This is a genomic window from Pedobacter jeongneungensis (genome assembly GCF_039538295.1).
Classification (GTDB): Bacteria; Bacteroidota; Bacteroidia; order Sphingobacteriales; family Sphingobacteriaceae; genus Pedobacter; species Pedobacter jeongneungensis.
The window spans coordinates 283,803-299,677 of record NZ_BAABBY010000004.1; the positions used below are offsets into that span (position 1 = coordinate 283,803).

Sequence of the window (15,875 nt, forward strand, 5' to 3'; positions counted from 1 at the left end):
ATAATTGCAGATTTTTTAAATTCGTGAAGATATTTCTCCAACCAATCACGATTGGCTAGTCTGATTCTTTAAATTTAACCAGGTTTTCATGAAGGTGTTTTTCACCTTCTATTGTACCGGCAGATACATTCTTAAGCACAACATTCTCAACGGGCAATGTTTTTTCTCCTTTAACATGTGATATAAATTTCACGTGCCCTGCTTTAACATTTTCGAGAAAAATATTTTTGATTGGTGTAAGTTTTACCTGCACAGTTGGCACAAGGTTTTTCCATTGATATAACACGTCTGTCTCAATTCCCAGGATGCCCTGGTCAATGTTTCCAGCTGTAATGTTTTTCGCATAGATATTTTTCACATATCCGCCCATGCGTTCATTGGTTTTTATGAAAACCAGATGGTTAAGTTTAGCCCCGTCCAGCACCTTACAGTTCTCTACCAGCACGTTTTCTATCCCACCCGAAAGCTCACTTCCTATGGCCACCAGCTGGTGGCCATTCTTCACTGTGCAGTTTCTGATGATGATGTTTTTTGATGGTGTTTTCAGCCGCCAGCCCTCCGGATTCCGGCCAGACTTTATTGCAATCGCATCATCGCCCTGATCAAAGAAACAATCTTCTATCAGTACATTCTGGCTCATTTCCGGATCCACCCCGTCATTATTGTGGCCGTGGGCATAAACATTAATCTTTCTGATTACAACGTTCCTGCATAAATAAGGATGGATGGTCCAAAACGGACTATTGGTGATCTTTATTCCTTCTAACAGTACATTTTCGCAACGATTAAACTGAACAAACTGGGGCCGGAGATTTGCAGAATCGTTAACCATCTGCCTTGCAGAAATGGGTTCATATGCCGAGGCGAGATTATAAAGGCGCCTGATACTTTCCATATGAGCCTTTGGCCTGGCAAACCACTTTGACCATGTTTCCATCTGCGCTTTAATTTCGCCCTCACCACTGATCCCTACATTTTTACATTCATAAGCATAAATCAGCGGTGAGTAATTAAGACATTCCATACCTTCCCACGAGCTATTTACTGCGGGAAGATAATCTTTTGGGTTAGCAGAAAAAAGTAATGTTGCCCCCTTATCTAAATGGAGATTTACGTTGCTTTTGAGATGGATTTTCCCGGTAAGCCATTCGCCCTGTGGGATCACAACAGTTCCCCCGTTAACACTGTTTGCTTTATTTATTGCATCAGCAATCGCCTGGGTAGTCTGCGCCATATCTCCTTTAACGGCCCCGAATGTTACAATGTTAAACTTTTCGCAACTGCTAAAGTCCGGAACCGTAATTGGCGGCATCTTAAAAGGTACTTTTAACTCTATTGTACGGAGTTTTACCGTTGTTTTTTGAATGAATGATACCAGGATAACGGACACCAGCATCAGGCAGATTGTTTGTCTTTTCACTTTTCTCTTAAATTAGTGTAATCGATCGGCATTGTATAGTGGATTAATCCTTTAAAAAATATCACAATTAATTTACAACGTGTTTACCAGCCTGGATTTTGCAAAGCCTGCTTTTGGGCAGATGTTAGAGGTTCTCCCCCAACTTTAAGTACATCAAGAAAACTTTGAGGTATCGGCCGCAGATAATGTTTAGTTGCAACCGGTTTGGCCTCCAGGTTAAATGCTGCCGTACGCGCCACCAGTGTTTTGGTACGTGCGAGGTCTTCCCACCTCATTAACTCGCCCATAAGTTCTCTTGAACGTTCATCAAGGATAAAGGCTTTGAATTTATCTTCATTGGAACTTGCCCCAACTTTATCATAAAAATCCCTGCTGGAATTAAAAATATCAGCTTCGCTGTTGAGATGCATTGATGATAATGTGTTTGCAGTGGTTACAGGAATGTTGTTCGATTCAAAATAGGTATTTCTATCAGAATATGAAACAATTGCTGAGGTTGCCGCAGGATTAGTTTTATAAGCAATTCCACCGTCAACATAAGAAGAGCGGTCTTCACCTTCTTTATAGGCTGCACGGTCTCTCACGCTATTCAGATAAGGTATGGCCTGTGCATACTGGCCCAATCGTCCGTACGCTTCTGCAGCAATCAGATAAGTTTCAGCAAGTCTGGCCAGAATTCCGTCACGCTGCCCAAACTGTGAGGCAACAAGGTTTCTGGAGCCATCCATAAATTTAGATAAAGCCACATATTGGTTAACAGTATAATTACCATGGGCATTTAAATAACTCTGCGGTTGCCCTGCAAAATACCTTACAAACATGGTAGGTTTACGGCGGGCAAGATCTGTTGGCAGTGCCGGATCTGCACCGGGAACTATTGGGGTGTACCTGGTATCGCCGGCGTTGTTAACTATATATAAAACGGCTTCCTCACCAACTGCAAATTTTGCTTGTCCTTCCTGTGCCGGAGTTGGTGCACTGCCTTTAACCCATTTCGGGATGCTGGCCGCATTATTGGCAATATAACGTGTTTTGAAACTCTTCCAGAACCTCGAATCGTTAACACGGTCAAAAACATCCAGAGCATAATCGGTTGACCGCATGCGCTGAAATTCCCGGCCGCCAGCAATATCACGGATCATTCCGGGAAGGGTTTGATAAATTGAGGGATAGTACAGGTGGATCTGGTTGCCATATCTGCCCTGTGTTGCAGTGTTGTTGGAGAACTGGGCCGCCAGGATAATTTCCTTGTTGGTTTCATTTGCACCATCAACCGTGGTGAAGTTCCAGAGATCACTATAATTTGTTGCCAGGCTATGCTGGCCACTGCCAATTACCAGATCTGCATATTTAATGGCATTCTGCAGGTCAGCCGTTTTGGTATCACTATTCCATTCGTTGTTCATTTCGCTTGCACGGAAGAGGTATGCTTTTGCCAGAAAGTGCGCGGCAGCCCATTTGGTAATTCTCCCTCTTTCTGCAGCAACAGAAGGAAGCAGGTTATAAGCCTGTGTAAAATCCTGAATCACCTGCTCGTAAACTTCTTTGGCCGAGTTGCGTGTAAATTCATCCTTGATGGTTTCTAATGATTCCAGTTGTAAAGGCACCCCTCCATACTGTTTTACCAGTTTAAAATAATCGAAAGCACGCATAAAGTAACCCTCGCCCAGGCGGATGTCTTTGTTGGCACCAGTGTAGTAAATGGGTACGTTTTTAATCACAATATTTGCAGAGTTAATATTGGTGTACATGTTATCAAACACGGCCTGTACATCCGAGTTAAAAGAATTTAAGGTTCCGTCGTAAGAATTCCACATCTGCTCTGTTCTGTCTCCGCCAACCGTAAACTCATCTACCCCATAATTGGTACTGGTATAGGCCCATGTATAATTAAAATGGAATTTTAAACTTTGGTACATTCCGATAACCAGGCCGTCCAGCCCTTCTGTTTTCTGAAAATCGGATGTATTACGTGAGTTGATCACTTCCTCATCCAGGAAACTTTTTTTACAGGAAGTGGGAAGCACCATTAAGCCTCCTAACAAAAACACGCCTGATATTAAATTTATAATCTTTTTCATAATCAATATTTTTTTAAAAACTTGCGTTAACCCCAAATACAACACCTCTGTTAAAAGTAGAACCACCCAGATCCGGATCGATCCATTTTACTTTCGAATAAATCAGTCCCGGGTTAATCATCTGTGCATAAATCCTCAATCTGGAAAGCGTTAATTTTTTGGTGATATTTTCTGCAAAATTATAGCCTAGTGAAATGTTTCTGACTTTTATAAAAGAGCCGTCCTGATAGTTCATGGCACTTTTATACTGATCGCCGGCAGCACTGCCATAGTTAGGGGCCGGATAATCGTTGGTAGGGTTGGTTGGTGTCCAGTAATCCAGTACACGCTGAGCAAAACGGCCCTGCAAAGATTCTGCACCTGTAGCGATCAGGAAATTATAGCGGGCAATGATGAACACTGAAAGATCAAAACCTTTGTAATTGAAGGTGTTGGTGATACCGCCACTCCAGCTCGGGGTATAACGGCCCAGTACCTGACGGTCGTTATTGGGATCAATTATATGGTCTCCGTTTAAATCCCTTATTTTAATACTGCCCGGTAAAAATATTTGGCCGTTATCTTTAAATTTATCAAGCTCTATTTTGTCTTCAGGGGTATTCTGCCAGATGCCATCCTTTACGAAATCGTAAGCAACATTAATTCCGTTTCCAATAAAGAAAAGGTCAGCAACCATATCCCCGCCATTCAGCTTAACAATTTCATCTCTATTGGTCGAGAAATTAAGGGTCGATTCCCAGCTGAAATCTTTCGTTCTTACATTAACGGTGTTTACGGTTAAATCGAGTCCTTTGTTTTTAGTTGAGCCAATGTTATCATAAGAGGTAGGATAACCATTGATGATGTTGATTTTTTTCAGCAGAATCAAATCTGTTGTGTTGGATTTATATAAATCCAGTGAACCGCTGATCCTTCCTTTCAGGAGATCAAAATCCAGACCGAGGTTATATTGCCGGGTTTTTTCCCAGCTTAACAGTTTATTCGGAAATGAGATCGGATTTGCCAGGGATGCATCGGAGGCAACATAACCTATCTGTGCAGCGCTCCCAAAAGTATAGGTTAACGGCTGCAAAAGCCCCAAAGTGCTGCCAATATCAACAGCAGAGTTACCGGTACTGCCAACACCCAGTCTTAATTTCAGCTGACTTACCCACTTAATATTTTTCATAAATTCTTCCTGATCCATACGCCATGCCAAAGCTGCTGAGGGGAAAAAATCCCATTTGTTGCCCTCAGCCAGTTGCGAGGCCCCATCCGAACGCAATGATGCCGTTAGCAGGTATTTATTATCAAAACTGTAATTGATCCTGGCCATGTAAGATTCGAGGGTAGATTTTCTAAAATCGGTATCAAATCCATCCAGAGCGGTAATGCTTCCTGCCCTTAATCCATACCAAAGTGGCGCGATGAGGTTTATTTTACTCCCCGTTAGTGATGACGATTCATCCTGAAACAGCGATGAACTCTGCAATAAGGTTACGCCGAAACTGTGCTTGTTAATGGTTTTATCATAATACAATAAATGATCGAGGGTATAAGCGAATTTATTGCTTTGGTTTAACTGTGCATAGTTGTTAACTGATCCCGGAATACCCGCATCGCGGTTTACAGATTTTGCATCCTGGTATTTTCCGTTGTAAAAATTAGAAAAATCGGGACCGAAATTGATGCGGTATTTCAATCCTTTTAAAATATTTACCTCAGCAAATGCCGAACCTAAGGTTCTTAATGTTTTACGTAAATTGATGTTATAATCGGCTTCCAGAATTGGGTTCTGGATGTTGATATCGCCACCAGGGAGATTAATCCTGTTTCCATTTGCATCGTAAGGGATAGCCATTGGAAGCATGCCACGTGCCGCTGCATAAATATTACCTGCACCCGAAGCACTGGCTGCAACGAAACCATAATTTTGTAAACTGTAAGTTGCAGTAACGTTTAAGCCCATTTTAAACCATTTTACCGGATTAATTTCTACACTTAACTTACCACTGTATCGTTCAAAATCCTGGCCCAGCTGTGTACCGGTCTGGTTCAGATAACCGAATGATCCGTAAGCTTTCATTTTATCTGTTCCGCCACTTACACTCAGTACGTGGTCCTGCGTAATGCCCGTCCTCGTTACCAGATCGCCCCAATCGGTAGTGGGTACCAAACTTCCATCATAAATACCGTTTACCCAGCCCTTTTCGATGTTTGCAAGCACATTGGGATCTCCTGCAAAAATTTCCCTGTCTTTCGCCAGCGTTGGAACGGTTGGATATTTTCTGCTGTCTGTAGCAGGTAATGCCCTGAATGCGTCTCGGCGGAAATCGATATACTGTGCCGAGTTCATCATCTCCATCCTGTCATTTAATGTTTCGATGGTTGCAGTACCCACATAATCGAGTGTTAACCGCCCTGCTTTGCCTTTTTTTGTGGTTACCAGCACCACTCCGTTTGCACCGCGCGAACCATAAACAGCAGTTGCAGAGGCATCTTTCAAAACGTCGATATTTTCAATGTCGTTGGGGTTAATAGCATCAATTCCACCAGCCTGCAGTGGGATACCATCTACCACGAACAACGGTGAATTACTGGCTTTTAACGACCTGAGGCCACGGATTTTAATGTCTCCTACCTGTCCCGGCCGCTCATTCGAGGTAATGTCTACACCAGCAGCTTTACCCTGCATGGCCTGCAGTGCATTGGTTACAGGCCTCGATCTGATTTCTTTTGCGCCGATACTTACTACCGCACCGGTTAAATCACTTTTCTTAACCGTATTGTAACCAACAACTACAACTTCATCCAAATCGTTTGCAGAACTTTTAAGTTGAACCGTTATGGTGGTTTTTCCTGTTACAGGTATTTCCTGTGTGGTATAACCCACGTACGAAACCACCAAAACCGGGTTGCTCACCGTTGATGGAATAGTAACCGAAAAAGCACCGTTAACATCAGTTGATGCTACAATCGTGGTACCCTTAATTTTAACACTCACACCAACCAGCGTTTCGCCCTTTTCATCCACAATTTTTCCTTTAAGGCTCACATCCCGTTTGCTCAGAACGGTGTTTGGAGCTGTTTTAGCAAGTAATGTTTCGCGGATAAATGAATCTGCACGGGCTGTGTTTACCACACATAGTAGGCTCAATGCCGAAATTCCGGTGACCAGGATTTTTTTGTACGAAAAGACTTTACGCCGGTTGAGGTTTTCAGGATAAAAATTAAGATCCATAGTATTATTTTTTATGTAAATATTTGGTTATTAGAAAGGTATATTGCAGAATCTGCTAAATTTTAGAGCGAACGTGTTACCGGGCAATCAACATCATGTGATATGGATGAATACCCTTTTCAGAAAATAATGGGTTTAATAAGCCTGTTTTTTGATGCCCTGTGTTTCCGACGCACAACTTATGCCGTATCGGTTTGGCACATTATAAAATAGCTATCCCTGCAGACTTTGGTATTTAATGCTCATATAGAAAGATTTAATTAGTATTTATATTTGGTTATACGAGGTTAGGGCTTTTAATTTATTAATCCGTCCTGTTCTATCCTGCAATGGGTTGCATTGTTTAAATATGGTGCAGCGTCAATCACCCTTGCAACCCTGAAAGGGATTTTCCTGCCCGGTTATTTTTATTTAACGGATAAAGATTAAGGAAACAGGAGAAACCAGAAGAATTAGATTTTCTTAATCATTTTCAATCGTTTGAATTTCATTTAAAACCACCTGCGGGATAATTAATTCAATTTATACAGGATAGCACAGGATGGCTTTTTTAATTTTAAATGTTAACCTCGTTTAACATTTAACCAAATATTTCTCCTTTAAAAATGGCGTTCCGTCCGGTGGTATGGATACGATGCCATGATGATCATTTTTACGATGAAGAAAATCCTGCTTGCCTGTTTAATGCTGTTTTCAACATATACTTTTGCCCAAAAAATCACAAAGGCGCAGCTTGTTCCAAAACCCTTGTACAGCGACCCTGTTTACGATGGGGCTGCCGATCCGGTGGTGATCTGGAACAAAGGGGAAAAGAAGTGGTTTATGTTTTACACCAACCGCAAGGCCAATGTTAAAAACCTCGATGGCGTAAGCTGGGTGCATGGTACACGCATCGGTATTGCAGAATCTAAAGATGGGGTAAAATGGAAATACCGCGATACCTGCGACATCCAGTACCGGTTAACTGATTACACACACTGGGCACCGGAAGTAATCGAAAATAAAGGAATTTACCACATGTACTTAACCTATGTGCCCGGCGTTTTTAAAGACTGGCACCACCCCCGGTATATTGTTCATCTCACCAGCAAAAACCTCCTCAACTGGAAATTTGAATCGAAACTGAACCTTGCCTCCGATCGCTGCATTGATGCCTCCATATTTAAACTACCTGATAATAAAGGCTGGCGCATGTATTACAACAACGAAATGGCAGGCAAATCGATCTATTACGCCGATAGTAAAGATCTCTATAACTGGGAAGATAAAAACACCAAACTGATCGGCGATAAAGGCTGCGAAGGCCCAAAAGTTTTCTATTGGAAAAACACCTATTGGATGGTTGTAGATAATTGGAAAGGCCTTGGTATATATTCTTCAAAGGATCTGTTAACCTGGAAACGCCAACCCAAAAACATTTTACAGGAGCCTGGTAAAGGAGCTGATGACGGGGTAATGGGCGGACATGCAGATGTGGTGGTAAATGGCGATAAAGCCTACATTTATTATTTTACCCACCCTGGCCGAACACCTGAAAATAAAGGAACCGATAATGCAATCACCAGAAGAAGTGTAATCCAGCTGGCAGAACTTGAATATCAGGATGGCGAAATTACCTGCAACCGCGATAAACCGTTATCCATCAGCTTAAAACCCTAACCAAACATATGAAGCTTATTTACGTCATGTTAATAGCTGCGCTCCTGCCCTTTTTCGGGATGGCGCAACAAACTGCCGCCACCCGGCAAACCTATAACTTTAATCCTGGCTGGAAACTTCATGTTGGTGATTTATCGGCAGCAGAAAACCCCGGTTTTGATGACCACACATGGAAGCCAGTTACCCTGCCCTATGCCTGGAATGAGGATGAAGCCTTCAAAAAATCGATAGAAGATTTATCAACCGGCATTGCCTGGTACCGGAAACATTTTACCCTTCCGGCAAACAGCCAGAGCAGCAAGGTATTTCTTGAATTTGAAGGCATCAGGCAGGCTGGAGAATTCTACCTGAACGGCAAATTTATCGGCCGGCATGAGAATGGTGTAATGGCCTTTGGTTTTGATATCAGTGCATTAATTATTCCAAACCAGGAAAACGTACTTGCCGTAAAGATTGATAACGCCTGGAACTACAAAGAAAAAGCCACCAACTCCGGCTATCAATGGAACGACAAAAATTTTAATGCCAATTATGGTGGTATCTCTAAAAATGTTCGTTTGCATATAACAGGTAATGTATATCAAACCCTTCCGCTTTATTCTACCTTAAACACCACGGGAAATTACTGCTACGCCAAAGATTTCAACATTATAGGCAAATCAGCCGTCGTGGTTTCCGAATCGCAGGTTAAAAATGAAAGTAGTACAGATCAGAAACTGGTTTATGAAGTGGAGTTAAAAGATCTTGATGGAAAAACCGTAAAAACATTTACATCTGCAGAAACCACGATTAAAGCTGGCGATACTTTAACCCTAAAAGCAGAAGCACTGGTAACCGGTTTAAACTTTTGGAGCTGGGGTTACGGTTACCTGTACACGGTTACTTCAAGGTTAAAATCAGCAGGAAAAATCATCGATGAACTGAGCACCAAAACCGGTTTTCGAAAAACCGGTTTTAAAAACGGTATGGTGTATTTAAACGACCGCGTATTGATGATGAAGGGTTACGCACAGCGCAGCAGCAACGAATGGCCTGCAATAGGCCTGTCGGTACCACCCTGGTTAAGCGATTACAGCAACCGCCTCATGGTAGAAAGCAATGCCAATCTGGTACGCTGGATGCACATTACCCCATGGAAACAGGATATAGAATCCTGCGATCGGGTGGGTTTAATCCAGGCAATGCCTGCCGGAGATTCAGAAAAAGATGTAACCGGTACCAGATGGGACCAACGCAAAGCAGTAATGACGGATGCCATCATCTACAACCGCAATAACCCGAGCATAATCTTTTACGAATGTGGAAATGAATCGATCAGTGCAGCGCACATGCAGGAAATGAAAGACATTAGAAATCTTTACGATCCAAATGGCGGCCGGGCCATCGGATCGAGAGAAATGCTCGATATTCCTGAAGCCGAATATGGTGGTGAGATGCTGTACATCAATAAAAGTGCAACGAAACCCCTATGGTCTATGGAATATGCCAGAGATGAAGCCCTGCGAAAATACTGGGACGAGTTTTCCCCTCCTTTTCACGTAAATGGCGCTGGCCCTAAGTATAAGGATGCCGATGCAAGCGATTATAACCGCAACCAGGATTCGTTTGCCATTGAAGACGTAACCCGCTGGAACGAATATTACCAGGAACGCCCTGGTACAGGAACCCGCGTAAGTTCGGGCGGCGTAAACATTATATTTTCCGATTCGAACACCCACCACCGTGGCGAAGAAAATTACCGCAGAAGTGGCGAAGTAGATGCCATGCGCATTACGAAAGACGCCTATTTTGCACACCAGGTCATGTGGGATGGCTGGGTTGATGCAAAAAAGACTGGTCTTCATTTAATCGGGCATTGGAACTACAAAGCTGGCATAAAAAAGAATGTGTATGTGGTGGCCGCCGGCGATAAGGTTGAACTAATTTTAAACCATAAATCGCTTGGTTTTGGCGAGAAAAGCAATGGCTTTCTGTTCACTTTTAGAAATATTGCTTACCAGGACGGAACCATCAGGGCCATCTCCTATTCTTCAGCAGGAAAAAAACTGGCCGAAACACAATTAAAAACGGCGGGCAGGCCAGCAGGATTGAAACTTACCGCAATAAAAAACCCTAACGGTTTTAAGGCAGATGGCGATGATGTGGTGCTTGTTCAGGTTGAAGTAGTAGATCAGGATGGGAATCGCTGCCCCACGGCTTCAAATATGATCAGTTTTAGTTTAAATGGCCCTGCTGAATGGCGCGGAGGCCTTGCCCAGGGACCTGATAATTACATTTTAGCCAAAGATCTTCCTGTGGAAAGTGGCGTAAACCGCGTTTTGATCCGCTCGACAACCACTGCCGGACAAATCAATTTAACGGCAAAGGCTGAAGGCCTGCAAACCGCAAACCTCTCTTTTGAAACTTTAGCAGTTAAAACTAAGAACGGATTATCTGCTCAACTGCCGTCCGACGGTTTGAAACCTAACTTAAGCAAAGGTGCAACCCCGCCCGGTCCCTCGTACACGGTAACGAGAAAATCGGTTAAAATTGCATCTGCCGAAGCAGGAGCCAATAACGACAAAGCCATTTTAAGTTTTGATGACAATGAACTGAGCGATTGGGTAAATGATGGCAGAGTTGCAACGGCCTGGATAAAATACACGCTGGCAAAGGAAAGCAGTGTATCGGCAGTTGCTTTAAAATTGAATGGCTTCAGGACAAAAATTTATCCATTAAGAATTTTAGTGGATGGAAAAGTTGCATTTGAGGGTAATAGTACACCAAGCCTGGGTTATTTTACTGCAAACTTCAAAGCAATAAAAGGAAAAACAGTAACCATACAACTGGCCGGTTCGGGAAAAGAAAAGGAGAACAGCAATATTGGTGTAGAAGTGAACGGCAAAAAGTTGGATGATGGTGTTGAACGTGCCGAAACCAAATTAAAAGGGGGCTTAAGCATTATTGAGGCAGAAATTTACGAGCAGCCTCAAGGCTGAGCCACGCTTAAACCATCACGGAGAAAAGAAAAATGTACATACTTTTTTATACGGAAACACGGAAGGCAAGAAAACAGAGAAATGTTTATAATGATGTAAAAAGATTAAGGATAAGAACCCGACATATTCTTTCTGTTCCGGAAGTATATTTTTGTACCGCTTTCCTCAATCATTTAACCTAAAACCTTAATCAATTAACCTCAACGCTTAATCATTTGGCCTACGCCCTTAAATGATTAACCCCGAAACCTGTTTCTTTTACTTCAGATCAGTATGGTGGAAGATTAAGGTTTCACTACTAAAGGCGCTCCGTTTACCATTACATGATCGATCTGAACATCCTGGTATTTATTTTTTAGAAAAGGTGTTTTAGTACTCACTTCTAAGTTTTCAAAAAGGAAACCGGATACCTTATCATCAGGATTGCCATCCATTTCACCAAATTTTGTTGCTTCTACTTTAATGTTCGAAAGCCTGATATTTCTGATGGTACCAAAGGGTTTTGCGGTACTGCCCGCCAGATCGAAAAATTGCTTCCAGGGGTTTAAGTCGATGATTGAGCCACATTTACCGGTAATGTTTTCTACCGTAATGTTTTCGTAAAGCTGAAAGGTATCTCCACGCATTTTCATCTTTAAAATGGGGCAGTTATTATCTACCTTACAGTTGCGCATGGTAATGTTGCGGGCATGGATGCATTCGCTACCCATGGTTAGGGTTGCATGGGCTTCGCCAATGGTGCAGTTTTCAATCAATATGTCTTCCACAATTCCGTTTTCAGGAAGTTTCTGAGCATCTACCCCTTTGCCCCCTTTGATGCAGATGGCATCGTCGTTTACAGAAATATAACAGCCTCTGATGGTTACTTTTTTACAAACATCAATGTCTATCCCATCAGTACTGGGTGCTTTTACCGGTCTGAATGGCGAACGGATATCGCAATTTTCGATCAGCACATTGTTGCACTGATACAAATGAGTGGTCCAGAATCCTGAATTACGCAGTTTTACTCCTCTGATATTGACGTTATTGCATCCCCATATAAATAATAAGCGCGGACGACTTACTTCGAGGTTTGTAGATTCTCTGCCCAGTTTGTTTAAAGAATCGCGGTGCGACCAGAATGTTTTCCAGAATTTAAGTCCGTTGCCATCTATGGTGCCCGGTCCTGTAATGCTAAAACCATCTACCTTGGAGGCATTAATTAAGGCAGCAAAATATTTCAGGCTCCTGCCTTCCATACGCGAAGGGATAAAAGGATAATCTTTAATGTTATCTGATCCTTTAAGTACGGCGCCCTCCTGCAACAGCAAATTGGTTTTGGGTTTAAAAAATAATGCCCCGGTTAGGTAAGTACCTTTCGGAACCACAATTGTTCCCCCACCTTTTTGGAAGGCTTTATCAATTACACTTTGAATGGCTTTGGTATTCAGTTTTGTACTATCGGCGTTTACGCCAAATTTGGTGATGACGTATTCCTGGGCACCTCCATTGAAGCCCATAAAAGCAAAAAAAGTGAGTAAGGTTAATCTTTTCATAGTAAGCAGGGGCAGATATTTGGTTAAGTAGATTGACAGCACAATCTGATCAAAGATCAATAAAGCTTTTCTATTTTGCATCCTGCGGTATCCTGCTTAAAAAGTTAATTTTGTAATTATCGGCAATATTTAGCCAACAGTGCGTCAGCTAAGCTGCTGTTAAGAGATTGCACCTTCTTCCAGTCACTACAGGCCCCTTCGAGGTTTCCAAGCTGCTGCCTGCAAACACCTCTGCGATAAAAATTCTCTTTGTCATCTGGTCTATCCTTTAAGCTCAGGTCGTAATAATAAAGTGCTACTTCATAGTTTTTTTCTTCATAAGCAGCATTAGCTTTTTGTGCATTAAAAAAACTGGGTATAACTTCATCTGTTTTAAAATATTTCTTTTCCTGATGCATTAATACATTAACAGGTTTCCCATTATGTGTTGCAGCTTCCCATTTATATTGTGCCGCATAAAATATCTTGGTGTAGGCCTTGTCGTAATTGGCATTAATACCCTGAATAATCTTTAAACTATCGGCTTTACCTGAGGCATTTACAATAAAAGTTGCCTGTAGAGCTCCTGTTTTAACATAGATCCCCATTTTGCTAAGCTCATAAGAAATATAATTACTAAAATCCGGGCCCTTAAATAATGCATATATTTTTTGGCTGGAATTAAATACGGTATCAGTGCCCTTAATTTTATAGATATCATCTGGACTAAGTGCAAGGCTGCGCTGCACTAGCGGTTCTGGATAAAAAGTATATCTGATGGCCGTTGGACTTTCTAAAGAACCATTTGCATCAGCCATAACCAAAACCAATTTGGTTTTGCTCAGTTCCATTATCTTTAACGTATTCATTACAAACCCGACACTCGATTTTACCAAAAGTTTATTTCCGCGAAGTTCAAAAAGCAATTCAGAGCCTAAAGTATGATATACTGAAGAAAAGTACATTTTGTCTGGCATTGTAAATGTGTATTTTACATAAGTGTATTTCAGCACATTTTCATCCGGAAGATCATCACCACTAAGATAATTCACCTTACCGGCAACCCACGAGCCTGAAAGATCACCCGATTTTATCTGTGCTTTGCACAATACAGAAGTTAAACAAAGTAGAAGGACAATTAAGAAGCGCATGATAGATTATTTTGTTTGCGAATATAAAAAAAGCTTTCACCTATTTTAACAGATGAAAGCTTACAACCAATTTTTCAGATTTTATTTCCAGTCAAACGGTAAATACCAGTTTGCCGGATCCATTAATTTCGCCCTGGTTGCGGTGGCATTGGGATCTCCGGCTTTTAATAACTTCTGATAAACCTTTTCAGCTAAAAAAGCAGGATTGTTCTGCCTGCGGGCTACACGTACCAGATCTGGCCAGCGGCTGCCTTCAAAGGCCAATTCTAAAGCATCCTCATCAATAATTTTTCCTTCTAAACCCAACATATCAGTTTGAAAGCTTACATCAATAGGGCGCACGTTTGCCCTGTTTCTGATTCCTGTGTTTCTGTACCAGGGCGATTTATAATCAGAATTACTTCTTGCATCAAAATAATATGGCGATGAGGTAGGATAAGGTGTTTGCATGGTGTTAATTTCGGCTGTTGATACCGGCGATTTAGCCCCGTTCACGAAAGTACCTGTATAATAAGTGTCCTGAATTCCGGTATTTAAAAAGGCCCATCCCAATTTGCTCTGGCCATCGCGGTTTGCTGCTTCAGAAAAACGCAGATGCAAAAGACCTGCACGATAAATGCCCCATTTACCACCTTTATTAAAACTACTCAATACAGTATTGTTATCTGTTAATTTGGTAATTACCGGACCAGCGGCAGAATTTTCGTAAGATAATCTTCCGCGTGCATCATAAGGAATGCCACTGTATTGCCTTTGTGCATTCCAGTTATCGATTGCTACCTGCGATGGTTTGATCAAATATTTACCATACAGGGAAGAGCAAACATCAACCATTGGATTACCAGGTTTATAACCCGGGTTATAAGGTATGCCCCAAAAGAACTCCGAATTCCAAGTGATGTTATTAGTAGGCTGTATAAACATATTGCGCCAGCCACCATCGGTAATTAAAGCACCTTCATCCTGGGCCCTGGTATAACGAACCACCAGATCGTTGTAGGCAGAACTTAAATAACCAACTACTTTATACGCATCAAACTGAACATTGATGTTGGTATTGGTATTTTCTACATTCATCACCTTTGCATAATTCTCTGCAGCCTTTAAATAATTACCCTTCCATAAATATAAATCGCCCAGAATAAAAGGTTTACAGATGAATATTTTTTGGGTGTTCTGCCCGTCGATGGCCACATTTAACGCATTGCCTGCCGGATAAGAATAAACCTCTTTATAAGGCAGCTTTTCGGTAAAATCAATTAGTCGGGTTAACAGCTCATCGAAAGATATGCGGGGATAAAGGCTTAAATTTTTAACATCTTCTACCTTTTCTACCGGTTCGGTGATATAGGGAATGCTACCGTATTGCGCCCCCAGCTGCAAATAAATAAAACTGCGTAAAGCACCCAAATCGGAATAATGTTTATTGTAATCATCAACACTCATCCGATGGTCGGCAAGCATCAAATTAAAATTTTTAAGTGCGTCGTTAATATTTAAGATCACTGTGTAATAAGGCCGCGGGTCGACATAAGGGTTATCTTTGCTGGTGGTATGGTTTGATAGTTGCTTTAAATATGCATCGGCATTACCCGTAACATCTACCAGATCGCCACGTAGTTCATTTTGCAAAATATATAATTTTTCGAGCCCCAAAAACTGACCATAAGCACCAATAACCGCTGCATCTGCATCACCCACGTTCCGATAAGCGTTGGTAATATCCAATTTATCTTCGGGTACTTCATCTGTAATTTTTTTGCACGACCATGAACCTGTTGCAAGCAGGGCTACCGCTAAAAGGGCAATAACTTTTTTATTAAAATCCATCTTCATCTTTTTAAACATT

8 protein-coding genes are annotated in these 15,875 nt (G+C 41.8%); 2 read left to right on the forward strand and 6 right to left on the reverse strand.

Annotated features, from left to right (window positions below; translation table 11 throughout):
* Positions 1–55: 55 nt before the first annotated feature.
* From ABD769_RS09445 to ABD769_RS09455, 3 genes are all read right to left on the reverse strand, one after another.
* Positions 56–1,420, reverse strand: a complete 1,365-nt coding sequence (locus tag ABD769_RS09445; protein ID WP_344851183.1) for a glycoside hydrolase family 28 protein — start codon at positions 1,418–1,420, stop codon at positions 56–58.
* Between the two features lie 83 nt (positions 1,421–1,503).
* Positions 1,504–3,501 carry a RagB/SusD family nutrient uptake outer membrane protein gene (locus ABD769_RS09450; RefSeq protein WP_344851184.1) on the reverse strand — a complete coding sequence of 666 codons (1,998 nt, stop codon included), beginning with the start codon at positions 3,499–3,501 and terminating at the stop codon, positions 1,504–1,506.
* A 13-nt stretch (positions 3,502–3,514) separates the two neighbouring features.
* The gene (locus ABD769_RS09455) at positions 3,515–6,721 is read right to left on the reverse strand and encodes a SusC/RagA family TonB-linked outer membrane protein (RefSeq protein ID WP_344851185.1); all 3,207 of its coding nucleotides are present in this window, start codon (positions 6,719–6,721) and stop codon (positions 3,515–3,517) included.
* A gap of 657 nt (positions 6,722–7,378) precedes the next feature.
* Here ABD769_RS09455 and ABD769_RS09460 point away from each other — a divergent pair.
* Both ABD769_RS09460 and ABD769_RS09465 read left to right on the forward strand, forming a co-directional pair.
* Positions 7,379–8,380 (forward strand): family 43 glycosylhydrolase, encoded by a 1,002-nt coding sequence (locus ABD769_RS09460; protein ID WP_344851186.1) that lies wholly within the window; start codon positions 7,379–7,381, stop codon positions 8,378–8,380.
* A gap of 8 nt (positions 8,381–8,388) precedes the next feature.
* Positions 8,389–11,358, forward strand: a complete 2,970-nt coding sequence (locus ABD769_RS09465; RefSeq protein ID WP_344851187.1) for a glycosyl hydrolase 2 galactose-binding domain-containing protein — start codon at positions 8,389–8,391, stop codon at positions 11,356–11,358.
* Between the two features lie 284 nt (positions 11,359–11,642).
* Here ABD769_RS09465 and ABD769_RS09470 read toward each other — a convergent pair whose 3' ends face one another.
* From ABD769_RS09470 to ABD769_RS09480, 3 genes are all read right to left on the reverse strand, one after another.
* Positions 11,643–12,896, reverse strand: a complete 1,254-nt coding sequence (locus ABD769_RS09470; protein WP_344851188.1) for a glycoside hydrolase family 28 protein — start codon at positions 12,894–12,896, stop codon at positions 11,643–11,645.
* Positions 12,897–13,012: 116 nt separating this feature from the next.
* On the reverse strand, positions 13,013–14,026 hold the full coding sequence (locus ABD769_RS09475) for a tetratricopeptide repeat protein (protein ID WP_344851189.1): 1,014 nt from the start codon (positions 14,024–14,026) through the stop codon (positions 13,013–13,015).
* Between the two features lie 81 nt (positions 14,027–14,107).
* Positions 14,108–15,856: a RagB/SusD family nutrient uptake outer membrane protein gene (locus ABD769_RS09480; protein WP_344851190.1), complete on the reverse strand. Its 1,749-nt coding sequence runs from the start codon at positions 15,854–15,856 to the stop codon at positions 14,108–14,110.
* Between the last annotated feature and the right edge of the window lie 19 nt (positions 15,857–15,875).

What these genes read in the sequence shown, in the direction of transcription:
- ABD769_RS09450 (WP_344851184.1), bottom strand. Translation starts at nt 3,501, where the DNA reads ATGAAAAAGATTATAAATTTAATATCAGGCGTGTTTTTGTTAGGAGGC.
- ABD769_RS09475 (WP_344851189.1), bottom strand. Translation starts at nt 14,026, where the DNA reads ATGCGCTTCTTAATTGTCCTTCTACTTTGTTTAACTTCTGTATTGTGC.
- ABD769_RS09465 (WP_344851187.1), top strand. Translation starts at nt 8,389, where the DNA reads ATGAAGCTTATTTACGTCATGTTAATAGCTGCGCTCCTGCCCTTTTTC.
- ABD769_RS09455 (WP_344851185.1), bottom strand. Translation starts at nt 6,721, where the DNA reads ATGGATCTTAATTTTTATCCTGAAAACCTCAACCGGCGTAAAGTCTTT.
- ABD769_RS09460 (WP_344851186.1), top strand. Translation starts at nt 7,379, where the DNA reads ATGAAGAAAATCCTGCTTGCCTGTTTAATGCTGTTTTCAACATATACT.
- ABD769_RS09480 (WP_344851190.1), bottom strand. Translation starts at nt 15,856, where the DNA reads ATGGATTTTAATAAAAAAGTTATTGCCCTTTTAGCGGTAGCCCTGCTT.
- ABD769_RS09470 (WP_344851188.1), bottom strand. Translation starts at nt 12,896, where the DNA reads ATGAAAAGATTAACCTTACTCACTTTTTTTGCTTTTATGGGCTTCAAT.